Below are 24586 nucleotides of genomic sequence, written 5' to 3'. Positions count from 1 at the left end.
TCCAGAATCACTCCGCCGATAGGGAATCACGCCTGAGCCCATCCGTTAACCGCCGTTAACCCGAATTCGGAGCCCTAGAAAGGCCGACGACCTCGCGACGAGGAGCCTGTCGATGTTCCACACAATTGGTCCCGGACGCAGAGCAGCGCGGCGCGGGAGGTCTTCCTCGCCGTCCTGCGGCTCGGGCTGATCGGCTTCGGCGGCGACATCGCCGCCGGCCTCCGCTCATGGCCGAGGAAGGATTGACTGCGCCGCTGCGCGTCAGAGCTCGACGCGCATTCCGTCGAAGGCCGGCGTCACATGCTCCGGCAGCGTGGCGGCGAGCGCGCGATAGTCGAGATCGACGTGCAAGTCGGTGAGGATCGCGCGGCGCGGCTTGAAATGGGCGATCCATTCGAGCGCCTCGGCCACCGACAAATGCGTTCCGTGCCGCTTGTGGCGCAGCGCGTCGATGATCCAGACGTCGAGGCCCTCGAGGTGGCGGAAGCTCTCTTTGGGCACGGAATTGAGGTCCGGCGTGTAAGCGAGATCGCCGATGCGGAAGCCGAGCGCGTCCATGTCGCCGTGATCGAGGCGGAACGGCATGGCCTCGATGGTCCCGCCCGGCCCCTCGACGGCGATCTCGCGGCCGAGATGGATGCGATGCTCGTCGAGCAGCGGCGGATAATAGCTGCCGGGCGGCGTCTCGAAAATATAGTCGAAGCGCGTGGTCAGCATCCTGGCGGTCGGCTCGTCCAGATAGGCCGGGATGCGGCGGCCGCTCTCCAGCACCAGCCCGCGCACATCGTCGACGCCATGGGTATGGTCGGCATGCGGATGGGTGAACAGGATCGCGTCGAGATGGCCGACGCCGGCGTCGATCAATTGCTCGCGCAGATCGGGCGAGGTGTCGACCAGCACATTGGTGCGCGCCTCGCCCTCGGTCCGTGTCGCCAGGATCGAGCAGCGGCGGCGGCGGTTCTTGGGATTGTTCGGGTCGCAGGCTCCCCAGCCCTGGCCGACGCGCGGCACGCCGCCCGAGGAGCCGCAGCCGAGGATGGTGACGGTGAGGCTCATTCGGCCGCCCGTTGCGAGCCTGAAGGGACGCGGTCCAGGTCCGCGCCCGGACCGCGACCCGTCAGGCTCGCCTCGTCGGGCCGCGTCATCTTGGAGAACAGCCGCAGCGCATTGGCGGTCGTCTGCGCGGCCATCTCCTCGAAGGCGACGCCCTTGACCTCCGCCAGCACGCGCGTCGTATCGGCGACATAGGCCGGCTCATTGCGCTTGCCGCGATGCGGCACCGGCGCGAGGAACGGCGCGTCGGTCTCGACCAGCAGCCGGTCCATCGGCACGTCGCGGGCAATGTCACGCAGGCTCTGCGAGTTCTTGAAGGTCACGACGCCCGAGAAGGAGATGAAGAGCCCGAGCTCCACCGCCGTCTCGGCGAGCGCGCGCGAGCTGGTGAAGCAATGGAGCAGGGCCGGGAAGGCCGCCTTCCCCATTTCCTCGCGCAGAATCGCGGCGCAATCCTCGTCGGCGTCGCGCGAATGGATGACGAGCGGCAGCCCGCTCTCGCGCGCGGCGGCGATATGGGTGCGGAACACGCGATGGGCGAGATCGCGCGGCGCCTTGTCGTAATGATAGTCGAGCCCCGCCTCGCCCAGCCCCACGCATTTCTCGTGACGCGCCAGCTCGACGAGCTCGGCGACGCTCGCCTCGCGCTCCTCATGCGCGTGATTGGGATGCGTGCCGACGGTGCAGAACACATCGTCATAGCGCTCGGCGACGGCGCGAATCTGCCCGAACTTCTCGACATGCGTGCAGATGGTGACGAAGCGCGCGACGCCTTGCGCGCGGCCACGCGCCACGACCTCCTCCTGCTCGGGAGCGAAATCGGGGAAGTCGAGATGGCAATGGGTGTCGATCAGCATTTTCGTCTAACGCCTCGTCAGGGGCAGTCGGTCATATGCGCGTCGCTGCGCCCGGGACGCAGCGAGCGCGCGATACGGGTGACCAGCGGGTCGAGCTTCTTCTTGATCGAAGCGGGATAGTCGACGGATATGGTGTTCCAGACTGCTCCGTTACAGGAGAGCAGCGATTTTCGATAAAAAATTCGATCGCCTTTCGTGCCGGAGACCGCCAGCCAATCCTTGCCCTGCCGGCGATAGGAGACGGTCTCGCCCTCGCCCGGCGCGAGCCGATCGGCGAACTCCTGCTCTTTTTGATCCGTCCGAAACCCACCATAGACGATGACCCGTGACTGCTTGTCGGGCGAGGTGAAGACACGGCCGTCCTCATTCTCCGGCGCTTCGCCCATGGTCCAGTCCTTCGGCACATCGGCCGTCGTGCCGAAGCGCGCATTGCGATAGCTGCGCCAGCCCTCGGCGTGCAGAGCCCCCGCCCAAAGGACGGCGGCCGCGCTCGCCAGAATTCCGAGCCCCATCCGGCGCGATCGCCGCTCGCTCACGATCCTCTCCGCTTCAGCCTTTCTCGCCCGCCGCCTCCGTCTCTTCCACATAGCGCGGGAAGACCGGAGCGGGCGCCGGTAGCGGCGCGCCGGGCGTGAGCGCATGCGCCTCGCCCGCATGGGCGAAATCGCGCGCGTCCTCGGCGACGCCGAGCAGTCCTAGCAAGCTCGAGGCCGCGCCCGGAATGAACGGCTGCAGCGGAATGGCGAGGCGCCGCAGCGCCTCCGCCGTCACATAGAGAATCGTCTCCATGCGCTTTGGATCGGTCTTCTTCTTCGCCCAGGGCTCCTCGCCAGCGAAATAACGGTTCGCCTCGGCGACGACGCGGAAAATCTCGGCGAGCGCCAGATGCGGCGCGTAATCGTCCATCGCCTCGCGCGCCTTGCCCAGAACGGCCGCCGCCTCTGCCAGCAGCGCCCGATCGGCCTCGGTCAATTCTCCCGGCGCCGGGACCGCGCCGCCGCAGTTCTTGGCGATCATCGACAGCGAGCGCTGCGCCAGATTGCCGAGGTCGTTGGCGAGGTCGGCGTTGATGCGGTTGACGATCGCCTCGTGCGAATAGCTGCCGTCCTGGCCGAAGGGAATCTCGCGCAGGAAGAAATAGCGCAATTGATCGACGCCATAGCGCTCGGCGAGGTCGTTCGGATCGACCACATTGCCGAGCGATTTCGACATCTTCTCGCCGCGGCTGAACAAAAAGCCATGCACCACGATCTGCTTGGGCAGCGGCACGCCGGCGGACATCAGAAAAGCCGGCCAGTAGATGGCGTGAAACCGCGTGATGTCCTTGCCGATGACATGGGCGTTCGCCGGCCAGAAGCGCGTGCGATCCCCCTCCCCGGTCACATAGCCGGTCGCGGTGATGTAATTGGTGAGCGCGTCGACCCACACATACATCACGTGTTTGGCGGCCGTCTCGGGCTTGGGCGGGACGGGAATGCCCCAGTCGAAGGTGGTGCGGCTGATCGAGAGATCGGAGAGGCCGCGCTTCACGAAGGCGACGATCTCGTTCTTATATTTCTCCGGCGTGATGAAATCGGGATGCGCCTCATAATGGGCGAGCAGCCTGTCGGCATAGGCGGAGAGGCGGAAGAACCAGCTCTCCTCCTCCACCCATTCCACGGGCGTGCCGGTGGGCGCGAGCTTCCTGCCCTCGACCTCGGCGATCTCGCTCTCGTCGTAATAGGCTTCGTCGCGGACCGAGTACCAGCCGCAATATTTGGCGAGATAAATGTCGCCGGCCGCCTCCATGCGCCGCCAGATCTCCAGCACGGTCTCGGCGTGGCGCGGCTGGGTGGTGCGCACGACATCGTCGGCGAGCGCGTTCAGCGTCTCGCCCATGTGCTGGAACTGCGCGGCGGTGCGGTCGGCGAGCTGGAGCGGGGTCAGCCCCTCGCGCTCGGCGGTGCGCTGCATCTTCTGGCCGTGCTCGTCCATGCCGGTGACGAACAGCACGTCGAAGCCGTCGAGCCGCTTGAACCGCGCGAAGGCGTCGGTCGCGATGCGCTCATAGGCGTGACCAATGTGGGGCGCGCCATTCGCGTAAGGAATGGCGGTGGTGATCATGAAAGTCGGACGCTCGGCCATGCCGCTGGTCTAGCGCGCTTTGCCGCGCCGCGAAAGCGCGGAGAACAGCCGAAGGCTCAAACGAGCTCGCGCAGCGCCTCCCGCCACAGAGCGAGCTTGCGCTCGAAGGGCATGGCGGCATGAGCGGGACTCGTCGAGGGCAGCAGGATCGTGCGCGGCGGAGGCGCGGGCAAGGTCGGCGCGACCTTGGCGCGGAACAGCGTCGCGGCCGTGGCGCCGTTGAAGGCGACGAGGCCGATTTGCGGATGCGCGTCGAGAAACGCAGCAAAATCATTGGGCGCGACGCTCGAGCGGTCGATCTTCTGATCGAGGCTGCCGGGCCGGCGCCCTTCCGCGCAGACATCCCACAGCGCGACTCCGCGCGCGACGAGGCGGGCGAGCCGTTCCTCATAGGCCAGTTCCGGCGCCGCGCCGAACAGCCGTCCCATGATGGGCCAGAAGGCGTTGCGCGGCTGTGCATAATATTGGACGCGGGCGAGCGAGACCTGCCCCGGCAAAGAGCCGAGGATCAGCGCGCGGGCGCCGGCGCCGGCGACCGGCGGAAAGCCTTTCGAGATCGGTTGATCGAACAATCGAGCGAGCCTATCTTGAACCCATGAGCAACTCTGTCCCTTTCGATACGCTGAAATTCGTCGAAACGCTGGAGGCGGGCGGTTTCAGCCATGCACAGGCGAAAGCGGCCGCAGAAGCTTTTGCCGCGGCGACGAGCCAGGAATTGGCGACAAAGAGGGATCTGAGGGAGACAGAGCTTCGGCTCGACGCGAAGATCGAGACTGCGGTGCGCGATCTGAAAATCTGGTTCGGCTCGATCATGGTCGTCGCAGTCGGCGTCGTCCTCACGGCGATTCGCTATCTTCCCGCCGGACATCCATAGCCCCGCCTTCGAGGCGAAACGAACCTGAAGGCTCGCCGTAAGAGCCCGCGCGTTAGCCGCGTCGATTCGGCGCTCCTCGTCTATCGACCGAACGTCCTGGGTCGCAATCTCATGCTGTCATTCTCGCGCAATGGTCGATAGTCCCTGCATCGGCGTCTGCCGCATCGATCCGCGCGCCGGACTCTGCGTCGGCTGCGCGCGCACGACCGCCGAGATCGCCGTTTGGCGCGACGCCTCCGAGGAGCAGCGCGCGCGCATTCTGGCCGAGCTGCCACGCCGGCGCGCCCGCCTCTCCTCGGTCTGGGTTCCGCGCAAAGCTCCGGGCGTGAAGCCGCCGAGCGGCTGAGCGGTTCTCACCGGCCGCCCCGCGCCGCCTCCTCGAGATCGGCGAAGACCGCCAGGATCAGCCCGCGCTTGTCGAAATTATAGATCTCCGTGTCGCGCGCCGCCTCGTCGATGCGCTCGAAGGCGCGGGCATAGGGCACGAGCGTCGCGGCGCCTGCCCCCTGCTCCGCTCGTGCGCGCACGGCGCGGTCGAGGAAGCGGAACACCGCGCTCATGAAGGTCTCATAGGCGTCCTCATTGTCGCGGCCGGTCAGCCGGTCGGCGAGCGCATGCACGGCGAGCCAGTCGACCTGCGGCAGGCGCGCGAACATGGCGCGCAGCGCGGAGTCGAAGGCGACGCCGTCGCCGTCGAGCAGCCGCAAGGTCTCGCGAACCGACCCTTCCGCGCGGGCAGCCGCCGCGGCCAGCTCCGCCTGCGGCCGCGCGCTCCAGGGCGAGCCGAGCGCACGAACGGCGTCGACGATCTCGCTCTCGGCGAGCGGCGCGAGCGCGAGCTTGCGGCAGCGCGAGCGAATCGTCGGCAGCACGCGGCCGGGCCGATGGGCGATCAGCAGGAACAGCGAGCGCTCGGGCGGCTCCTCGATCAGCTTCAGCAGCGCATTGGCGCTCGAACGATTGAGGTCGTCCACGCTGTCGACGATGGCGACCCGCCAGCCGCCGGCCCCGGAACTCTGCTGAAAGAGATGAATGAGCCGCCGCACATCCTCGATGCGGATCTCCGTATAGTGCTTCTTGCTCTTCTCGTTCCAGGTCCGGCGCAGCAGCGAGACGTCCGGCAGCGCCAGCGCGCGGATGCGCCGCGAGACCGGCGAATCGGGCGGCACCTGCAGCGAGACGGCGGCCTGGGCGGCGGCAGCGGAGGGATCGGGATGCGCGATGAGAAAGCGGGCGAAGCGCCAGGCGAGCGTCGCCTTGCCGATCCCCTCCGGCCCGCCGATCAGCACGGCCTGCGCCAGCCGGCCGCGCCGAAAGGCGTCGAGCAGCTCGCGCTCGGCCTCCGCATGGCCGAAAAAATCGTTGGCTTCTCTCGGATGTGGGGCGTCGGCGAAGCGGTCGCTTTCCGGCAGGCCCTCCGTCTCGTCCTTCACGCGGTCGCGCTCGCGGCGGCAAGCGCCGCCTCCGGCCGAAAAAAGCGTGCTTCGACAATGTGCCAGATCGCCTGAGCGACCTCCTGCTCGGGCGCGCGCGCATCGACGACGCAGCAGCGGCCCGGCTCGCTCGCGGCAATGTCGAGATAGGCCCGGCGCAGCCCCTCGTGAAAGGCCAGCCCCTCGCTCTCGAAACGGTCGGGCGGCTCGTCCGGCCGACGCCGGCGCTTGGCGCGCTCCAGTCCCTCCTCCGGCGGAATATCGAGGATGATGGTCAAATCCGGCTTGGCGCCGAGCAGCGCCACGCGCTCGAGCAGCGCGATCAGCCGCGGATCGACGCCGCCGCGCGCGCCCTGATAGGCGCGCGTCGAATCGGCAAAACGGTCGCAGATCACCCAGGCGCCGCGCGCCAGCGCCGGCTTGATGAGGCGGTCGAGATGATCGATGCGCGCCGCCGAGAACAAGATCGCTTCGCCGAGCGGACCGAGCGGCGCCGCCCGGCCGCCGAGCAGCGCCTCGCGCAGCGCCTCGGCATGCGGCGAGCCGCCGGGCTCGCGCGTCGCGATCGCCTCGACGCCGCGCTCGGCCAGCGTCTCCTGCAGGAGGCGCATCTGCGTCGACTTGCCCGCGCCTTCGCCGCCTTCGAGCGTGACGAAGCGCCCGGGGCGGCCCTTTTCCCGCCCGTGCGAGCCGAAGGGCGGTTCGGCGCTCATTGCTTCTTCGAGAGCTTGCTGTGAATCGCCGCGGCCGCATATTCATAGGCCGCATCGAAGGCGCGGCTCGGCAGCGAGCCCTTATCGACGCTCTCCGCCGCCTCCAGCGGCTGCTCGAGAACGACCGTCGCGCCGCGACGAATCTCCAATTTGGCGACCTTGGCGCCGGCGGCGACCGGCGCGATCAGCGGACCCTCATAGACGATCTTGCCGGCGAGCTTCTCGGTTCCGCCCCTCTGCAGCAGCACCTTCACATCGGTCGGCGAGACGACGCCGACCGAGCCGCGCTCGCCGCCATAGATCTGCGCCTGGCCGATCACCTCGCCCGCCTTGAACAGCGGCTTCTCCTCGAAATTGCGGAAGCCCCATTGCAGCAGCTTGCGCGCTTCCTCGGCGCGCTCCTTCGCGGTCTTGGCGCCATAGACGGCGACGATCAGCCGGCGGCCGTCCTGCACCGCGGAGCCGACGATGCCGAAGCCCGAATTGTCGATATTGCCCGTCTTCAGCCCGTCCGCGCCGAGGCTCATCGTCAGCAGCGGATTGCGGTTCTGCTGGCGGATCTTGTTCCAGGCGAACTCTTTCTCGCTGAAATAGCGATAAAGGTCCGGATAGGCGTCGATCACGTGAGCGGCGAGCTGGACCATCTCGCGCGGCGTCACCTTCTGATCCGGCCCCGCCTGTCCCCAGGGATTGCCGAACACGGATTTGACGAGGCCGAGCTCCGAGGCGCGCTTGTTCATGCGGCCGACGAAGGCCTCCTCCGAGCCCGCGACGCCCTCGGCGATGGCGATGGCCGCGTCATTGCCCGAGACGATCACGAGTCCGCGAATGAGATCCTCGACCCGCGCGCGGCTGTTGACGGCGAGGAACATCGCCGAGCCGCCGGCCGGCGCGCCGCCGCTGCGCCAGGCATGCTCGGAGACGGTGAATTCGTCGTCGAGCTTCAAGCGGCCCTCGGCGATCTCGTGAAAGACGATCTCCGCGGTCATGATCTTGACCGTCGAAGCCGGCGTCACGAAATCGTCCGCCGCCTTCTCGAGCAGCACGGTGCGCGTTCCGGCGTCGACCAGAATGGCGTTCGGAACGCTGGTCTGAAAGCCCTCGGCGAGAGCAAGGCCCGACCCCGCCGCGAATGCGGCGAGAGCGAGGACGACGCGAAGGAGGGGACTGGGAAGGAGAAGAAACACGCGCGCTCTCGCTCCGTTCGATCGCGGTCGGCGCGCGGGAGCGCCCGATGCGAGCCTGTCCGCAGGAATGTGGCGCGTCCGTCTTCAGAAAGCAACCACGGGCGCCGCGCGTGACGCGCTCAGTTGGCGGCCTGCTTCGTCCGGCCGTGCGAGGACGCGCCGAGATCGAAGGGACGCGACGGCGGCAGCGGCGCGCTCCTCGCCATGGCCAGAGCCTTCGCCGAAACCGGCACGGAAGCGGCGGCGACCGCCTCCTCCGGCTCGTCGCGGCGCGAGGCCGACGCGCGCTCCATGCGCGGCGGCGGAGCCTCCAGCATTGCGGTGCGCACCGGCTCGGGCCGGCTCGCGACCAGGATCGGCGAAACGCCCGGCAGCATGGCCGGCGCATCGTCGCGCAGCGTCGCGAGCAGCTTCTCGTCGTCGGAGCCCTCGAGAGCCGCGCGGCCGACATAATCGACCTTCACACGCGCCGTGCCGACTCGGTGAAAATCGAGCGCCTCGGCGACGCGCTGCGATACGTCCATCACGCGGCCGCCGTGATAGGGGCCGCGATCGTTGACGCGCACGATCATCGAGCGATGATTGCGCAGATTGGTGACGCGCGCATAGCTCGGCAGCGGCATGGTGGGATGGGCGGCGCTGATCGACTCGAGGTCGAACACCTCGCCATTGGCCGTCCTGCGGCCGTGGAAATCGGAGCCGTACCAGGAGGCGAGGCCGATCGAAGAATAGGGCCGCTCGCTCGGAAAATAGGTTTTGCCGGCGATCTGATACGGCTTGCCGACCATGTAGGATCCGCCGCCGCGCGGCACCGGCTCGCCGTCGGCGACGACGCGGGGGCTCGGGGCGACGCCATAGCGGGGGTCGACCTGACCGCGATGATGGGCGAGGCGTTGAACGGGCGGCGGCGCCGAGGAGCAGCCGGCCAGGGCGCAAAGGCCGATGAGGGCGAGGAAGCGGCGAAGAGTCGGCAGTCCGGATCGCAGAACCATGATGTCTCGCGCATTCGCTCGTGTGAGAAGCAGGCGCCTCGGACTCGTCGAATTCGGAATAGCGCGGCGCGCGCGCGCCCAAACATCGCCGGTCCTCAGCAATCGCATTCCTCCAGTGTGGCGCGAGGCAATTACGTAAAAGTTAACCCGCAGCCGCCGCCCCCGTCGCAACTCTCGAGCTTGGCCATGAGAGCGGCCAATTGCGACCAAAATGCGACAATCCCCACCCGGCCAATCGGAAAAGCTCCACTCTACAAAGGGGGTAACGCGGCGTTCACGATGATCGCCGATCGGGCCGCGCCAGATCGACGATCCGCGTTTCGGCCCGCTCGAGCCCACGAAAGACCCGCGTTCCGACCCGGGCGGCGACATGCAGGACCTCGCCGCGGCCGCGCGTCAGCGCGTCGCCGATCTCGGTTCCCGCAGCGCGGAACGCGACAGCCTCGAGCCTTGCTCCGTCTCCGGACTGCAGCCGAACCCGCACATGATCCGAGCCGATGACGCCGGCGTCGACGACGCGATGGTCGGGAAAGACGAACAGCGGCTCGGGATTGCCCGAGCCGAACGGCCCCGCTCTCTCCAGAGACCGGGCGAGGTCGACGTCGGCGCCGCGGGCGGTCAGCGCGCCGTCGACGAGCAGCGCGTCGCCGGCTCGGGCGCGCTCCACCTCCTCCTCGAGCGCGTCGTTCATGAAAGCGCGAAAGGCGTCGATCCGCTGCGGAACGAGGGTGACGCCGGCCGCGAGTCGATGTCCGCCGCCCTTCTCGATGAGCCCGTCCTCGACCGCGCGGCGCACCGCCCGGCCGAGGTCGACGCCAGTTGAAGCTCTACCTGAACCTGAACAAATTTCTCCTTTATGTCCAATGACAAACGAAGGAATCTTAAACTTGTCCTTCAACCTCGAGGCGACGATTCCGACGATCCCCGGATGCCAGCCCTCGCCGGCCACGACGAGGCAGGACAGCCGGTTCGAGCGCATCAGCTGGCGGTCGGCCTCGGCCTCCGCCTCCGCCAGCGTCGCCTTCTCCAGGACCTGCCGCTCGCCGTTCAGCCGGTCGAGCTCGGCGGCGATCCGCGCCGCCTCGATCGGGTCGGTCAGCGTCAGCAGCCGGGCGCCGAGAGCGGCGTCGCCGATCCGTCCGCCGGCGTTGATGCGCGGTCCGAGGGCGAAGCCGAGGTGATAGGGACGCGGCGGGCCGTCGACCCGCGCCGCGTCGAGCAGCGCCGCGACGCCGACGCGCCGGCGCCCCCGCATCACCGCGAGCCCCTTGGTCACGAAGGCGCGGTTGAGGCCGCGCAGCGCCGCGACGTCCGCGACGGTCGCAAGAGCGACGAGGTCGAGACCGGCGAGCAGGTCCGGCTGCGGCCGCGCGCTCGTCCAGAGGCCGCGCTCGCGCAGCGCGCGCGCGAGCGCAACGAGGGTCATGAAGGCGACGCCGGCGGCGCATAAATGACCGAGGCCGGAGAGATCGTCGGCGCGGTTCGGATTGACGACGATCGCCTCGGGCAGGCGCTCCGGCGCCTGGTGGTGATCGATGACGATGGCGTCGAGGCCGATCGCGCGGGCGTGGGCGAGAGCCTCATGGCTCGTCGTGCCGCAGTCGAGCGTGACCAGCAGGCTCGCCCCCCGCGCCCGCAGCTCGGAAATCGCCTCGGCGTTGGGACCATAGCCCTCGAGAATGCGGTCGGGGATGTGCAGAAAAGGCGGCGGACAGCCGGCCGCCGCCAGAAACTCGACGACGAGGGCGCTGGAGGCCGCGCCGTCCACATCATAATCGCCGAAGACGGCGACCTGCTCGCCGGTCTCCGCGGCGCGGGCGAGGCGGTCGACCGCCGCCTCCATATCCTGGAGCACGAACGGGTCGGGCATCAAGGAGCGCAGGGTGGGCTCGAGAAAGGCGGGCGCGCTCTCCGGCGTCACGCCGCGTCCCGCGAGCACGCGCGCCAGCAGATCGCCATGGCCATGGATTTGGGAGATGGCGAGCGCCCGCCCCTCTTCCGCGGGCGCGAGACGCGGGCGCCAGGCTCGCTCCGAGATCGAGCGCTCGACCCCCAAAAAAAAGCGGCGCTCGTCGCGCAAGGCGATCGAATCGGACATCGACGGCTCTATGAGACTGCGAATCGCGCCGTGACGGCGAAGGCCGGACGCTACAATCCGCAATAGGCGAAAGCGAGCCGCCTGGAGCTGCGCCGCGCAGTCGTCCACAGGCCTGCGCGAGGCGGCGGAGAAATCCCGAGCAGGATCGGCGACCTTGCGCTAGCTTTTTTCGACTTGGAGCGAATTCTGATCGATCGAACGATTCCGTTCGATCGCAAAGCGCTCTAGAAAGCGCGAGGCCATGGACAGCGAAAGCAAGAGATGAGCGAAGCAGAGCGAAGGCCCCGCCCGCGCGCCTTTCGATTGGAGGGCGAGCAGATCGTCCCGCCCAAGAGCGCGCGCCCGCAGGAGCCCGAGCGCGCCGCCCCGGCGAGCTTCATCGAGCCGCAGGCCGACATCTTCGCCCTCGAGCTCGAGGAGCCGACGCGCGATCCCGTCGAGCAGGAGAAGGCGGTGGAGGCGGCGCAGAAGAGCGGCGTGCTGCGCAGCGTGCTGTTCTCCTGGGGCGGTCTGTTCGCCTCCTCGGTCCTCGGCCTCGTGACGCTCGCCGGCGGAATGTGGCTCACCAATCTCGTCGAGGACCTGTTCGCGCATTCGGCGCTGCTCGGCGCGGTCGGACTCGCGCTCGCCGGCGTCGCGGGCGTCGCCCTCGCCGCCCTGCTCGCCCGGGAGAGCTTCGCGATCCTGCGGCAGAACCGCATCGCCCAGCTGCATCTGGCGCTGGCCGAGGCGCGCAGCCGCGACGATGTGAAGGCGGCGCGCGAGCGCGTCGTCGAGCTCTGCAAGCTCTATGAGGACCGCCCCGAAACCGGGCGGGCGCGGGCGCTCGTCATCGAATTCTCCAAGGAGATCATCGACGGCAGCGATCTCGTCGACCTCGCCGAGCGCCATCTCGTCGTGCCGCTCGACGCGCAGGCGCGCCGCGAGATCGCGGACGCCTCGAAGCGCGTGTCGATCGTCACGACAATCAGCCCGCGGGCGCTGCTCGACGTGCTGTTCGTCGCCGCCCAGGCGATCCGCCTGATGCGCCGCATCGCGGAAATCTATGGCGGCCGGCCGGGCCTGCTCGGCTTCTTCAAGCTGGCGCGCTCGGTCGGCGCGCATCTCGCGATCACCGGAGGCTTGGCGATCGGCGATTCGCTGCTGCAGCAGGTGGTCGGGCATGGGCTCGCCGCCAAGCTCTCTGCCCGGCTCGGCGAGGGCGTGCTCAACGGCCTCCTCACCGCTCGCGTCGGCCTTTCCGCCCTGGCGGTGTGCCGGCCGATGCCCTTCTGCGCCGAGAAGCCGCCCGGCGTCGCCGATGTGGCGCCCTTCTTGTTCGGCGACAAGACCAAGAGCTGACCTTTCGCCTTTATGCTGTCCCTCGTTCGAGAAATGTCGGTCGGATGAAGATCACCACCTGGAACATCAATTCGGTTCGCCTGCGCATTCCGCTCGTCGTCGATTTCCTGAAGCAGCATGCGCCCGACGTGCTCTGCCTGCAGGAGACGAAGTGCCGCAACGCCGAATTCCCCTATTCCGACTTCCGCTCGATCGGCTATGAGCATTTCGCCATCAATGGGCAAAAGGGCTATCACGGCGTCGCCGTCGTCTCGAAACAGCCGCTGGAGCTGCTCGACATCCGCGACTTCTGCGAGACCGGCGACGCGCGCCATGTGTCGGTCGGCCTGCCCAATGGCGGGACGCCGCTGACCATCCATAACTTCTACGTGCCGGCGGGCGGCGACGAGCCCGATGTGACCATCAATCCCAAATTCGCCCACAAGCTCGGCTTCCTGGACGAGATGAAGGAATGGGTCGTGCGCGAGCGCGTCACCGACGGGCGCGTGGTGCTGGTCGGCGACCTCAACATCGCGCCGCTCGAGCATGACGTGTGGAGCCACAAGGCGCTGCTGCAGGTCGTCAGCCATACGGAGGTGGAGGTGCAGAAGCTCGGCGCCGTGTTCAGCGCCGGCCCCTGGGTCGACGCCATGCGGCGCTTCGTGCCGGACAGCGAGAAGCTCTACACATGGTGGAGCTATCGCGCCGCGGATTGGACGAAATCGGACCGCGGCCGCCGGCTCGATCATATCTGGACGAGCGAGGCGCTATCCGGCGCGCTGCAGGAGATGACTGTGCTGCGCGAGGCGCGCAGCTGGCAGCGGCCGTCCGATCATGTGCCGGTGACGATCAGTCTGGCCGTCTGAGCGTCAGACGCCGACCTGCGCCTTCAGCTCGGCGACCGAGGCGAAGCGCCGGGCGCCGCCGGAGCCGCGCAGCTCCACCGAGCCGTCGGAGAACATCACATAGACCGTTCCGCCGCTGCTGTAGCGGTCGACCTCGATGGGCGCGTCCTCGGTCTGAGCGCGCAGCCGCGACACGAGACTTTCCCGCGCCGCCGCGCTCTCCCTGGCGGCGGCCTGCTCGGCCCGACGTTCGGCGCTGCGGATCCAATGGTCGAGCCGCGACAGCACCGCGCCGAGCGCCAATGTGACGAGTCCGCCCGAGGTCGCGACAGCGCCGGCGATGAACAGGCTCCAGCCCCGCTCGATCTGTATCGTCTCCCAGCCCTTCCACATGGCGGCCGGGCCCCAGAGCGCGAGCGCCACCCCGCCGGCGATGACCGCCCAGCGTGAAACAGAGAATAACCAGCGCCGCATTGTCGTCCCTTCATGGTCGCCGACGACAAGCGGCTCGCGTAAGCGGCCGAGCGCCGATCGAACCTCATTCCGCGCGAAAATTTCGGCGTGAATGTGGAGAGCGGCGATTCGTTCGGCTGGCGGCGGATCGGCCGGCCGGATCGCGGCGCAGCTGCGGCGCCAAGCCGCATCGTAACTCAAAAGACGAATGACGACATCGAATGGAGAGACGCATGTCTCTTCACGAAATGGCGCCGGCGGCCCGCCCATAGAGGGGAGTCGAAGACAATGGATACGCGCTCATCGAGGCGTGGATTATTTATGCTTGCTTTTGCATCCGCTTTGGCGATGGCAGGATCTGCTCTCGCCCATGGCGGCGTCAAGCTCGAGCAGGACACATGTGTGGTGAAGGTCGGACCCGTCAAGGTTCATTTCATCGGCTATCAGCGCAAGGGCGAACCGGAGGAATTCTGCGAGGACATCGCCAGGGTCGGTCCGACCGTGATTGCGCTCTCGGCCATGGAGCCTGACCGCTTGCCCGACTCTTATATGGCGCAGAATAGGGCTCCGGCCGCCGCGCCGGCCGAGCCGAGCGTCGATCTGCGTGAGATCGCGATCGGCGTGCGAATCGTCGAGGATGTCGGAGAAGCGACGGAAAAGGCCGACCTCGGCGCTGTCACGCGGTTCTACGCGCCGCCGAAAACCTATCGCAACGCGACCATGACCTTCGAGCATGATTTCCAGAAGGCGGGGAAATATGTCGCGATCGTCACCGTCGCCGACCGCGACGGACACGAATGGAGCTCTCGCTTCCCCTTCTCTGTGGGCGTGTTCAGCCTGTGGAACTCGATCGAGTACATTCTCTATGCGATCGGCTTCCTGGCGTTGAGCGCTGGCCTCTGGCGCATCGCCTGGCGCAAGCGGAAACAGGCCGAATCCGCCGAGGCGGTCGGCGCATTGCATCAAGCCGAATGACGGCTGCGCCCGCTCCGATCCGATCGGGGCGGGCTTTTTAATCGGGCGGGCGGCTTGTCGTTCGGCATTTGCATGAAATTTGTAAGACTGCGGACGTGCGAAGTTGCTTGGAGCCCTGCCGGGTTCTAGGTAGAGGCGAGCGCCAAGGACCCCTGCCGCGCTCGCGAACCCCAGTCAGGAGCATGGATTATGAGCTTCACCCTCCCCGACCTTCCTTACGCCTATGACGCGCTGCAGCCTTATTTGTCGAAGGAATCCTTCGAGTATCATCATGACAAGCATCATGCGACCTATGTCGCCAACGCCAATAATCTGATCAAAGGCACGGAGTTCGAGGGCAAGCCGATCGAGGAGGTCATCGTCGCCTCCTTCGGCAAGAACGTGCCGATCTTCAACAATGTCGCCCAGATCTACAACCACTCCGAATATTGGAAGTGGCTGAAGCCCAATGGCGGCGGCGCGGTTCCCGCCAAGGTGGAGAAGGCGATCGTCGAGTCGTTCGGCTCGGTCGACAAGTTCAAGGAAGAGTTCCTGGCCCAGGGCCTCGGCCAGTTCGGCTCGGGCTGGGTGTGGCTCGAGGTCAAGGACGGCAAGCTCGCCGTGCGCAAGACCCCGAACGCCGAGAACCCGCTGGTCCATGGCGCGACGCCGCTGCTGGTCGCCGATGTGTGGGAGCACGCCTATTACATCGACTACCGCAACCGCCGCGCCGACTTCCTCAAGGCCTTCCTCGACCATCTCGTGAATTGGGAATATGTCGAGGCGTGCTACGAGGCGGCGACCAAGTAAGGCCGGCGTTTCGAACGCGCACATACGGCGGCGACGCGGCGACGCGACGCCGCCGTCAAACCAGAATATCCCGTGGAACCCGCCGCGCGTTCATCGGTTCGTGGGATTGTAGAGCTTCGCCGGAGCGAATTCCTCGCCCTCCTGCGTCAGCTGGAGCAGCGCCTCGAGATCGCTGGCGGGGTCGTAATCCTTGTCGTCCAGCGGCTTCAGCAGCTCGACGATCTCGAAGGCGAAGGCGTCCGCCCCGAGGCGGTTCCAATCGTCCTGCAACGCCCTGTTGCGATGCGAGCCGAACCGCAGCTCGGTCATGTGCCGATTGAGGCGCGCGTCGACGTCGCGTCCGCATTCGAGCAGCGACTGGCCCGATTGCCGGTTCACGACCCGGTAGACGCCCATTTTCTTCGGCGTTTCCTTGTACGTTCGCTTCAGCTCGCTTTTTCGATTCATCTCGCGCTTCCCAATCGCTTGTCTGAATGAGATCGCCGATCGGACATCACTGTCCGCCAGTGAAATAACGCATCGCCGCGATGAGGACGCCGGTCGCGCCGATGATGAGACCGCCGAGCTTGACCGTCATGCGCATCTCCAGCTCGCGCAGGTCCGCTTTGGTGGCGAGCTCCTGGCTCGTCGCCTCCGCGAAGGCCTCCGCCGCCGCCTTGGCCTGCTCGTGCGTGAAGCCGCCCGCTTCTAGCTTTTCGACGAATTTCAGCGTGTCGAATGCGACGCTCATGGGAGGGGCTCCTCGGAGGCCCAGGAAAAGCCTTCGCTCTTCGCTTCCCAAAATAGCCTGCCTCCGGCCCTCAGTCGAGGCGCAACTGCCGCTTGCCCAGGGCAATCGGGTGAAGGATAAAATCCCCAGCCCTCGTCCTGAGGAGCCGCCGTAGGCGGCGTCTCGAAGGACGGCCGCGGGGCGAAATCAAAGGTTTCTCCCCATTGCCATCCTTCGAGACGCCCGCTTCGCGGGCTCCTCAGGATGAGGCGATGGGGCTGTAGTCCTTCACCCGATTACACCGTTCGCGATCGTCGGTCGGACGTCAATGTCCACCGGTGAAATAGCGCATCGCCGCGATGAGGACGCCGGTCGCGCCGATGGTCAGCCCGCCGAGCTTGACCGTCATGCGCAGCTCCAGCTCTCTCATTCCACCGCGGACGGCCGAAATGTCAGAGCGGATGACCAATAAGTCGGATTTGGTCGCAAGCTCCTGGCTCGTCGCCTCGGCGAAGGCCTCCGCCGCCGCCTTGGCCTGCTCATGCGTGAAGCCGCCCGCCTCGAGCTTTTCGACGAATTTCAGCGTGTCGAATGCGACGCTCATGGGAGGGGCTTCCGCGCCGGCCAGGATCGGCCTCCTGCGTCAAGATAGCGTGGATCACGCTGATTTGCGAGACGCCGCCCGCGGCGTCCCGTCATCGCGATGGCCGTTGCTTTATTTCAGGCTCGCGCAGAACCTCTGAATCTTCCCGCAGGCGTCCTCCAGCGTCGCGTTCGACGCCGCATAGGACACGCGGAAGTTCGGTCCCGTGCCGAAGGCCGAGCCCTGCACCACGGCCACCCCTTCCGCCTCCAGCAGCGCGGTGACGAAATCCACGTCGCTCTCGAGCACCTTGCCTTCGGGCGTCTTGCGGCCGATCGCCTCCTTGCAGGAGGGGAACACATAGAAGGCGCCCTCGGGCGAGGGACATTGCAGATATTTGGCTTGGCCGAGCATGGACACGACGAGATCGCGCCGTTCCTGGAACGCCTTGCGGAAGGTCGCGAGATGATCCTGCGGGCCTTCGAGCGCCGCCACCGCCGCCCATTGCGCGATCGAGCAGGCGCCGGAGGTCTGCTGGCCCTGCAGCATGTCCATCGCCTTGATCAGCGGCGCCGGGCCGGCGGCGTAGCCGATGCGCCAGCCGGTCATCGCATAGGCCTTGGAGACGCCGTTCATCGTCAGCGTGCGCTCGAACAGATTCGGCTCCACCTGCGCCACGGTGGCGAATTTGAAATCGCCATAGACGAGATGCTCATAGATGTCGTCGGTGAGGATATGCACCTGCGGATGGCGCAGCAGCACATCGGTGACCTGCTTCAATTCGTCATGCGTGTAGGCGGCGCCGGACGGGTTGGACGGCGAGTTCAGCACCAGCCACTTCGTGCGCGGCGTGATGGCGCGCTCCAAATCCTCCGGCTGCAGCTTGAAGCCGTGCTCCATCGTGGTGTCGACGAAGACAGTGGTTCCGCCGCAGATCGCCACCATCTCCGGATAGCTCACCCAATAGGGCGCCGGCACGATCACCTCGTCGCCGGGATTGATCGTCGCCAGAAAGGCGTTGAACAGGATGTGCTTGCCGCCGGTGGCGACGATGACGTCAGAGGCCTTGTAGTCGAGCCCGTTCTCGCGCTTGAACTTTTTCGCGGCCGCTTCGCGCAGCGGCGGAATGCCGAGCACCGGCGTGTAGCGCGTCTCGCCGCGGCGGATCGCCTCGACCGCCGCGTCGCAAATATGCGTCGGCGTGTCGAAGTCCGGCTCGCCGACCGAGAGCGAGATCACCTCCCTGCCCTGCGCTTTGAGATCCCGCGCCTTCTGCGTCACGGCGATCGTGGCGGAAGGTTTCACGCGGGACAAAGCGTCGGCGATGAAGGCCATCGGCGGGGCTCCTCTCTAGAGCGGTTCGATGCTGCGACAGGCGAAGTGTGCGCTGCACAATTCAAGCCCGGACCATAGACGCCGCCCGCGCGCCGTTCAATCGAAATTCACCACGCGAGGTGCGACAGGGCGGCGCGACCTGCGTGGATTTCCGGATTCTACACGCATGCGCCCTAGCTTCCGCGCATGGCTCCGCTCGCTCTGGAGCCCATGGGGAGAGGCAAGATGTGGCGGAGCCTGCGAAATGGGGCCTGGCTGGACGAGCAGCGCCTCGCCGTCTATCCGCCGATGCTCCTCGCGCTCTCCGTCGTGACGATCATAGCGACGCTGTCCCTCGCGCAAGGCCGCTTCGATGCGAACGGGCATCCGCTCGGCACGGATTTCTCGCAGGTCTGGGTCGCCGGCCTCGAGGTTCTGCGCGGACATCCCGAGGCTCCCTTCGACCTCTCCCGCCACATCGCCGCGCAACGGGCGGAATTCGGCGCCACGAGCGACGTCTATGGCTGGCATTATCCGCCCTTCTTCCTCGCGCCCGCGGCGGCGCTCGCCGCCCTGCCCTATCTGCAGGCGCTGGCGCTCTGGCAGATCGCGACGCTCCTCCTCTATCTCGCTTCGGCGCTGGCGATCCTGCGGCGGATGGCGATTCCCCCCTTGCGCGTCGCGCTGGCGGCGCTCGCCTTTCCGGCGACACTGGTCAATCTCGGCCATGGACAGAATGGGTTCCTGACCGCGGCTCTGCTCGGCTTCGGCTTTCTGCAGCTGCGCCCGCGCCCGCTCGTCGCCGGAGTCTGTTTCGGCCTGCTCGCCTATAAGCCGCAATTCGCGCTCGTGCTGCCGGTCGCGCTCATCGCCGGCGGGCGCTGGAAAACCATCGCCGCCGCGAGCGCGACGACGGCGCTGATGATCGCCGCGAGCGCCGCCGCCTTCGGCCCGGACACATGGATCGCCTTCGCGCGCAGCCTCGCCGACACACGTTCGATCGTGCTCGAGGACGGAGCGGCGGGCTTTGCGAAAATTCAGAGCGTCTTCGCCGCGGCGCGCCTGCTCGGCGGCGACGTGGCTGCCGCCTATGCCGCTCAATCGGCGACGACGCTGCTCGTCGTTGGCGCGATCGCCGTGCTGTGGCGCTCGGCGGCGGACGAGCGCGCCAAGGCTGCAGCGACCATCGTCGCGACCTTGCTCGCGACGCCCTATTGCCTCGATTACGATATGGCGGCGCTCGCGCCGGCCCTCGCATTGCTGACGGCGCTCGGCATGGAGCGCGGTTTCGGGCCCTTCGTCAAAACGACGCTCGCCGCAGCCTTCGTCGTCCCGCTCGTCGCGCGTCCGCTCGCGAGCGTCGCCGGCCTTCCGCTCGGCGCGGCGACGCTCGCCGCCCTGTTTATCGTGGCGCTGCGAGAGGCGGCGCGCACGGACGAAGTGGCGAATAATCGCTCGAATTCGATCTTTCGCGCATTTGGCCTCGCCGTTTTCACGAAAAAATCACGATTGCTTCGGCGCGCCGATGAAACTTTCCCCCGCATGTCGCCGTTATCGTCAGGTCGAGCAATCTGGCGGCGGATCGGTCGCTCGACGTGCGCATTGGCGGCGGATGGGGGCCGCGGCGACGCGCATGGAGTCGAGAACAGCGTCCCGAAAGAGGAAGCGTCATGTCGTTAGTGGACAAATTCGAAGATCGGCTCGAGCCCGCCTTCACCCGCAGCTTCGATCCCGAGTCGGCGCGACGCCAGTTCCGAGTGTCGCTGCTGCTCGTCGCCGCGATGGCGCTCGCCGCCTTCGTTTTAGGCTTCGCCCTGCCGCTCAACGCGCCGCGCAGCTCGCCGCCTCAGCCCGTGTCCCTGTCCGACAGCGGCGATTTCTCCGGCCGGCTCGTCACATTCGAATCCGAGAATAGAGAGAATTGACCCCGCCAAGCCGAAAATGGTGACGGCCCGTCGCGGGACGAGCCGTCGATCCCGCGCGTTACTTCTTCGCCGCATCCCCATGATCATGGTGATGATCGCCATGATCGTGATGCTCTCCCGCCGGCGCGGCCTTATAGCCGTCGGGATGGTCCTTCTCCCAGCGCGCCAACGCCTCGGCGTCGTGGGCGTGCTTGGCGTCGGGCGCATCGACCGCCGCGTCGACGGTAACCTCGCCCGCCTTCTCGAACACCAGCACGAGCTCCATTCCCCAGCCGACGGGATTGATCTTCTTCACTTCGGAGAGGACGACATGGGCGCCCTCGGGCGACAACGTCGTCGTCTTTCCGGCCGGTATCGCAATGCCGCCCTGCGCGATCTCATGCGTTGCGCCGGCGTGCAGCGCCACCTTGCCGACATTGGGAGATTTGACGGCGATGAGCTTGTCGGCCACATCGCCCTTATTGTGCACGAAAGCGTAGAAATAGGCCGTCGTGTCGCCGTCCTTGGGCGCGCGGACCCAGGGATGCTCGATGGTGAGCTTGCCGAGGTCGTATTCATGCGCCCGGGTCGCCGTCGCCGGGATCAGCGCGCAGAGCGCCGCTCCGCCCGCCAAGAGGCCCGCCGCCAACAGATCACGCCGCTTGATGATCATCTGCATTCTCCCTTGCATGGCCGACCGTCTCGTCGGTCCATTCATGCGTCGCATTTTCCTCGACGAGAGGCTGGTTCGGCCTCGTCCGCCACATTGCGACCCTGCGGCGAATGACGCGCCCGCGCTCCCGAGAGCGGCATGCGCTCGAACGGAATTGTCGGGCGATCAGAATTCGCTCCGAACCAACCGCTGGGGCGGCTTCCGATCCGATCGGAAGCCGCTCTAGTGCTGGTGCGGAGAAACATAGACGATCGGCTCCGAAGCGGTCAGCGCGATTTGCGCCTTCAGCAGTGAGACATTGCCATCCTCGGCGCCGAAGTGGCGGAAGCGGGCGCGCACATAGCCCGAGCGGTCGATCAGGAAATGGCCTTCCGGAATCTCGTTGATGACCGGCTCGTCCAGATAGTGGTTGATGATCGAATAGGTGAGCTCGACCGCATCCGGATGGCTCGTCGGATAGGCGCGCGGATCGGCGGGGCAGGCGCCGAAATAGACGGTGACGTGATGCGCCTTGGTCGCCGCCGCCGTTTCCGCCGCTGTCGCGAGGCTCGCGGTCTTCTCTGCGAAATCGGCGTCCTCCGCCTTGCAGCGCGCGAAGGAGACGAGCGTCGGCGTTCCGCGCAGCTTCTCGACGTCGACGATTTCGCCCTTCGGATCGTCGATGGCGAAATTGGGCGCGACCAGCCATTGGATGACGCCCTTCGGGCTCAGGAAGCGCGACTGGTTGGAGTTCGACAGGACCGTGAGATAGTTGATGAGATCCCAGCGCTCGTCCTCGCCGATCGCGTCGGCGAAGGGCGGCATCACGCCGCTCTGCCCGCCATAGGTCAGCCAGTGAAAGATGTCGCCGAGCGTATGCGTCGCCACATGCGGCGCGGTGAGATCGGCCGGCGGAACCTTGAGTCCCTTCGCCATCGGGCCATTGCCCTCGCCGGTCACGCCGTGGCACGCGACGCAATTGGCCTGGAAGGTCTCATAGCCGCGCTTGACCGACGCTGCGACATAGGGAACCGGCGGATCGGTGTAGGTCTCCGGATAGGCCTGCACCGACACCGAGACGAGGCCGCAGACGAGAGCCGCGCCGGCGACGACCGGCGTCGCCATCACGCGCCATCGGCGCAGCCGGGGGACGAACCAGGCGAGCGCGGCGACCGTCGCGAGGGCGAGCCCGGCGACGCCCCAGTTCCAGGTCGGATCGAGCCAGGGAATGACCTTGAGCCCCCAGGTGCCCGCGTAAGTGAAACGGAAGGGCAGCGGCCAATAGACATTGGTCTCATGCGCCGCCGGGGTGATCGTCGCGATCCAGCCGGCGAGGAACAACAGCGAGACGGCGCAGCCGGCTTCATATCCGCCGATCCTGGCGTACCAGGCGACGTCGAAGCGCTTCTTGCTGTGCGGCAGAGTCAGATAGCGCGCGAGCGAGAGGGCGAGCAGCAAAGCCCCGCAGAGCAGCGCCAGCTTCAAGGTGAGCAGCCGTCCATAGGGCGTCGCCAGCATGAAGCCGAACAGCCCGACCGTCTCCCAGGCGATGACGAGGCCGCTGAGCAGCACCACCAGCATCGCGCCCTTGGCGACGCGCGACCAGCGCTCCGCAATGCGCCAGGCGACCTCCGGCGGCTTGTCGCGGCCCGTCAGCATCCAATAGACGAGGCCGAGCAGTCCGCCGACCCAGGTAAGGCCCGCGAGCGTATGGAAGGGGAAGCTCAGCTGCGTGTAGATGGGCAGGCTGTCGTCCACCGCATGGCCGGTGACCGAGACCACGGCGACCGCCGCGAGGCCGAGCGCCAGCGTGGCGCGGTCGAGCCAGCGATTGCGCACGAACAGGCGAAGCAGCGCCACAGCGGCGAAAGCCGCGGCGAGAAGCTGCGTCGCCAGCCACGCCCTGCCGATCACCGTGCCCGAGACGAACTGGGCGAGCGTCGGCCAATCGAGCGGCCGTTGCGTGGGAATGATGTTGCGCGCCGTCGCCACGATGAGGCCGAAGCCGAACAAGACGCGCAGGACCGCCGCGACGGCGATCGGCTTTTCAAATCGCTTGCCGTCTTCCTCGATGAGGCGCGGCAGCAGCAACAGACCGACGGCGAGAGCGGAGAGCAGGCTCTCCACAAAGCGAAGCGTCGCCAATTCCATGGGTTTCGACTTCCGTTACGCTCGCGAACGCGGCGCGGCGCCCCGCCCGTCGGCGCCGCCCGATGTTCTCGGCTCGAGAGCTCGGCTCGAGAGCTCGCGCTAGTGAGGATCGACCGTGAACTCGTATTTCCCCTCGACGATATGGCCATCGGACGAGAGAACACGATATTTCACCACATAGTTGCCGACCGCGAGCTCGGGCGCGTCCAGCGTCAGCTCGCGCGGCTTGTCCGCCTGTCCCTTCGCCCCTTCCACGACGAGCTTGCCGGTCGAGTCGAGGATCGAGATCGAGGAATAGGCCGGCTCGACGCCGCCGCCGAACCGCAGCTTCACGAGCTTCGGCGAAGCGGCGACATGGTCTTTCGCCGAGGGCGACGCATCGACGAGAAACGAATGCGCGAGCGCCGTCGCGGCGCCGAGGCAGATCGCCGCCGCGAGGCCGGCGCCAAATATCAGCTTCATTCTTCGGCTCCTCCCGTTCTCATCGCGCCGTCACGATCGCGCGATGCGCTTTTATGATCTGATCTGATCTGGTCGGCCGCGAGCCGCGTTCAAGATGACTTCAGCGCATCGGCGGCGTCGGCGGTCTTGGTCTTGGGATGGCTGTGGCGCCAATAGGCGGCGACCATCAGCGCGATCAGCACGGCGCCGAGCACTTGCGGCACGAACGACCACCAGGTCTGCCCGACCATGAATTTATACAGCTGGGTCTCTTTCTGCCCGTTCGGCCGCGTGAGCGTGACGAAGCCGATGAAATGACCCTTTTCGGTGAATGTATGCTCAAAATTGAACGTGCCCGTTCGATAGAGCTTCGGCGGAAGATGAATGATGGTGAGCGGCTCGAGATCGGCGTCGGCGGCGAGCGGCACGAGCGGATCCCGGATGATGCGCACCTCGATCGGATAATCGCGGAATTCTGGATTGGTGATATCGAAGGTGAAGATCGTGCGGCCGACCACCGGAATATGGTCGCAATATTGGTCGCGGGCGCCATTGGCCTCGTAAGCGGTGATGTGGATCATGTCATAGCCGAACATGACCATGCACATATTGTCCATGACCATCGCTTCGGGACCGTCGCCCCCGGCCATGGCGGGCGTCGCGCTCGCCCACGCGAAGCACAGCGCTAGCGCCGAGAAACATGATTTCATAGCCCGAACGATCATCGCTTTCCTTCCTCTCGACGATGCGGCTCCTCGATCAGAGGAGGGCGCCGCTGCATTTTCGTCACGCGCCTCGGCATCCGCGCAACATCGGCGGCCCGCGAGGCCATTGGCGCATCGTTTCATAGTGCAAAAGCGATACGAAATGAAATCGCCAGCCGCCGCCGACGGCAGATCGGCGCGAAGGATCGGAGCTTCCTTCGGGCACATTGGAATTCTATGCGTGTTCGGGCGCGGACGCGACCTTTGGACCTGCGTCCAAACGCCGCATTCTATCGCATTGCGATATAAACGCGCTCTTTCGCTTTTCCTTGTCCGTTCATAAGAAAACCCGGCCGGACCTTTCGGTCCGTCCGGCTGGTGTTCGGTTCGATCTCGAAGTCGATCAGGGCATGTC

General features: G+C 66.7%; 27 protein-coding genes. 8 read left to right on the top strand and 19 right to left on the bottom strand.

The features are described 5' to 3' along the window. Window positions 1-261 precede the first annotated feature (261 nt). The 5 genes from K3F48_RS21455 to K3F48_RS21435 are packed head-to-tail and all read right to left on the bottom strand — an operon-like array spanning window position 262 to window position 4606. Window positions 262-1056 carry an MBL fold metallo-hydrolase gene (locus K3F48_RS21455; protein WP_222577487.1) on the bottom strand — a complete coding sequence of 265 codons (795 nt, stop codon included), beginning with the start codon at window positions 1054-1056 and terminating at the stop codon, window positions 262-264. Beyond that, the gene (locus K3F48_RS21450) at window positions 1053-1910 is read right to left on the bottom strand and encodes a TatD family hydrolase (protein WP_222577486.1); all 858 of its coding nucleotides are present in this window, start codon (window positions 1908-1910) and stop codon (window positions 1053-1055) included. The genes K3F48_RS21455 and K3F48_RS21450 overlap by 4 nt, the downstream gene beginning before the upstream one ends. Window positions 1911-1927: 17 nt before the next feature. Continuing rightward, window positions 1928-2446, bottom strand: a complete 519-nt coding sequence (locus tag K3F48_RS21445; protein WP_370631466.1) for a hypothetical protein — start codon at window positions 2444-2446, stop codon at window positions 1928-1930. A 13-nt stretch (window positions 2447-2459) separates the two neighbouring features. Beyond that, on the bottom strand, window positions 2460-4034 hold the full coding sequence (metG, locus tag K3F48_RS21440) for a methionine--tRNA ligase (RefSeq protein ID WP_255609566.1): 1575 nt from the start codon (window positions 4032-4034) through the stop codon (window positions 2460-2462). A 56-nt stretch (window positions 4035-4090) separates the two neighbouring features. Next, on the bottom strand, window positions 4091-4606 hold the full coding sequence (locus K3F48_RS21435; protein WP_222577485.1) for a DNA-deoxyinosine glycosylase: 516 nt from the start codon (window positions 4604-4606) through the stop codon (window positions 4091-4093). Between the two features lie 23 nt (window positions 4607-4629). Between K3F48_RS21435 and K3F48_RS21430 the strand changes: the two genes are divergently transcribed. Both K3F48_RS21430 and K3F48_RS21425 read left to right on the top strand, forming a co-directional pair. Beyond that, window positions 4630-4908: a DUF1640 domain-containing protein gene (locus K3F48_RS21430; protein ID WP_222577484.1), complete on the top strand. Its 279-nt coding sequence runs from the start codon at window positions 4630-4632 to the stop codon at window positions 4906-4908. 130 nt (window positions 4909-5038) lie between these two features. Then, entirely contained in the window at window positions 5039-5254 is a 216-nt protein-coding gene (locus K3F48_RS21425; protein ID WP_222577483.1) for a DUF1289 domain-containing protein, read from the top strand. Window positions 5255-5261: 7 nt separating this feature from the next. Here K3F48_RS21425 and K3F48_RS21420 read toward each other — a convergent pair whose 3' ends face one another. From K3F48_RS21420 to recJ, 5 genes are all read right to left on the bottom strand, one after another. Beyond that, window positions 5262-6341 (bottom strand): DNA polymerase III subunit delta', encoded by a 1080-nt coding sequence (locus tag K3F48_RS21420; RefSeq protein WP_222577482.1) that lies wholly within the window; start codon window positions 6339-6341, stop codon window positions 5262-5264. Further along, window positions 6338-7054, bottom strand: a complete 717-nt coding sequence (gene tmk / locus K3F48_RS21415; protein WP_222577481.1) for a dTMP kinase — start codon at window positions 7052-7054, stop codon at window positions 6338-6340. The genes K3F48_RS21420 and tmk overlap by 4 nt, the downstream gene beginning before the upstream one ends. After that, window positions 7051-8241: a D-alanyl-D-alanine carboxypeptidase family protein gene (locus K3F48_RS21410; RefSeq protein ID WP_222577480.1), complete on the bottom strand. Its 1191-nt coding sequence runs from the start codon at window positions 8239-8241 to the stop codon at window positions 7051-7053. The genes tmk and K3F48_RS21410 overlap by 4 nt, the downstream gene beginning before the upstream one ends. Before the next feature lie 119 nt (window positions 8242-8360). Then, window positions 8361-9233, bottom strand: a complete 873-nt coding sequence (locus tag K3F48_RS21405; RefSeq protein WP_222577479.1) for a septal ring lytic transglycosylase RlpA family protein — start codon at window positions 9231-9233, stop codon at window positions 8361-8363. Window positions 9234-9507: 274 nt separating this feature from the next. Beyond that, window positions 9508-11331, bottom strand: coding sequence for a single-stranded-DNA-specific exonuclease RecJ (gene recJ / locus K3F48_RS21400; protein ID WP_222577478.1), 1824 nt, complete (start codon window positions 11329-11331; stop codon window positions 9508-9510). Between the two features lie 261 nt (window positions 11332-11592). Between recJ and K3F48_RS21395 the strand changes: the two genes are divergently transcribed. Then, entirely contained in the window at window positions 11593-12672 is a 1080-nt protein-coding gene (locus K3F48_RS21395; protein WP_222577477.1) for a YcjF family protein, read from the top strand. Between the two features lie 44 nt (window positions 12673-12716). After that, window positions 12717-13517 carry an exodeoxyribonuclease III gene (xth, locus tag K3F48_RS21390; RefSeq protein WP_222577476.1) on the top strand — a complete coding sequence of 267 codons (801 nt, stop codon included), beginning with the start codon at window positions 12717-12719 and terminating at the stop codon, window positions 13515-13517. Window positions 13518-13520: 3 nt separating this feature from the next. Here the strand turns inward: xth and K3F48_RS21385 are convergent, their stop codons facing one another. Beyond that, entirely contained in the window at window positions 13521-13970 is a 450-nt protein-coding gene (locus tag K3F48_RS21385; RefSeq protein ID WP_222577475.1) for a hypothetical protein, read from the bottom strand. A 327-nt stretch (window positions 13971-14297) separates the two neighbouring features. On the opposite strand from K3F48_RS21385, the gene K3F48_RS21380 reads away from it, so the two are divergent. After that, entirely contained in the window at window positions 14298-14924 is a 627-nt protein-coding gene (locus tag K3F48_RS21380; RefSeq protein WP_255609562.1) for a hypothetical protein, read from the top strand. Window positions 14925-15113: 189 nt separating this feature from the next. Beyond that, a complete protein-coding gene (locus tag K3F48_RS21375; protein WP_222577473.1) occupies window positions 15114-15713 on the top strand; it encodes a superoxide dismutase in 600 nt (199 codons plus the stop codon). Window positions 15714-15803: 90 nt separating this feature from the next. On the opposite strand, the gene K3F48_RS21370 is transcribed toward K3F48_RS21375, so the two are convergent. The 4 genes from K3F48_RS21370 to K3F48_RS21355 all read right to left on the bottom strand — a co-directional run bounded on the left by K3F48_RS21370 (window position 15804) and on the right by K3F48_RS21355 (window position 18340). After that, a complete protein-coding gene (locus tag K3F48_RS21370) occupies window positions 15804-16160 on the bottom strand; it encodes a GIY-YIG nuclease family protein (protein ID WP_222577472.1) in 357 nt (118 codons plus the stop codon). A 46-nt stretch (window positions 16161-16206) separates the two neighbouring features. Further along, the gene (locus K3F48_RS21365) at window positions 16207-16443 is read right to left on the bottom strand and encodes a DUF1640 domain-containing protein (RefSeq protein WP_222577471.1); all 237 of its coding nucleotides are present in this window, start codon (window positions 16441-16443) and stop codon (window positions 16207-16209) included. Window positions 16444-16747: 304 nt separating this feature from the next. Next, entirely contained in the window at window positions 16748-17026 is a 279-nt protein-coding gene (locus K3F48_RS21360) for a CCDC90 family protein (protein WP_222577470.1), read from the bottom strand. Between the two features lie 111 nt (window positions 17027-17137). Further along, window positions 17138-18340, bottom strand: coding sequence for a pyridoxal phosphate-dependent aminotransferase (locus K3F48_RS21355; protein WP_222577469.1), 1203 nt, complete (start codon window positions 18338-18340; stop codon window positions 17138-17140). Between the two features lie 225 nt (window positions 18341-18565). On the opposite strand from K3F48_RS21355, the gene K3F48_RS21350 reads away from it, so the two are divergent. After that, on the top strand, window positions 18566-19999 hold the full coding sequence (locus tag K3F48_RS21350; protein WP_222577468.1) for a glycosyltransferase family 87 protein: 1434 nt from the start codon (window positions 18566-18568) through the stop codon (window positions 19997-19999). Beyond that, entirely contained in the window at window positions 19990-20244 is a 255-nt protein-coding gene (locus K3F48_RS21345; RefSeq protein ID WP_222577467.1) for a hypothetical protein, read from the top strand. The genes K3F48_RS21350 and K3F48_RS21345 overlap by 10 nt, the downstream gene beginning before the upstream one ends. A gap of 58 nt (window positions 20245-20302) precedes the next feature. Here the strand turns inward: K3F48_RS21345 and K3F48_RS21340 are convergent, their stop codons facing one another. From K3F48_RS21340 to K3F48_RS21325, 4 genes are all read right to left on the bottom strand, one after another. Then, on the bottom strand, window positions 20303-20896 hold the full coding sequence (locus K3F48_RS21340; RefSeq protein WP_222577466.1) for a copper chaperone PCu(A)C: 594 nt from the start codon (window positions 20894-20896) through the stop codon (window positions 20303-20305). Window positions 20897-21118: 222 nt separating this feature from the next. Continuing rightward, window positions 21119-23026 (bottom strand): c-type cytochrome, encoded by a 1908-nt coding sequence (locus K3F48_RS21335; protein ID WP_222577465.1) that lies wholly within the window; start codon window positions 23024-23026, stop codon window positions 21119-21121. Between the two features lie 99 nt (window positions 23027-23125). Beyond that, a complete protein-coding gene (locus K3F48_RS21330) occupies window positions 23126-23488 on the bottom strand; it encodes a copper resistance CopC family protein (RefSeq protein WP_222577464.1) in 363 nt (120 codons plus the stop codon). Window positions 23489-23577: 89 nt separating this feature from the next. After that, window positions 23578-24117: a hypothetical protein gene (locus K3F48_RS21325; protein ID WP_255609561.1), complete on the bottom strand. Its 540-nt coding sequence runs from the start codon at window positions 24115-24117 to the stop codon at window positions 23578-23580. Between the last annotated feature and the right edge of the window lie 469 nt (window positions 24118-24586).

The sequence above is a fragment of the Methylosinus sp. Sm6 genome, assembly GCF_019802345.1.
In the GTDB taxonomy this organism is placed as follows: domain Bacteria; phylum Pseudomonadota; class Alphaproteobacteria; order Rhizobiales; family Beijerinckiaceae; genus Methylosinus.
Note: the sequence above shows the minus strand (reverse complement) of the source record. Positions and strands in the feature narration are given on the sequence as shown.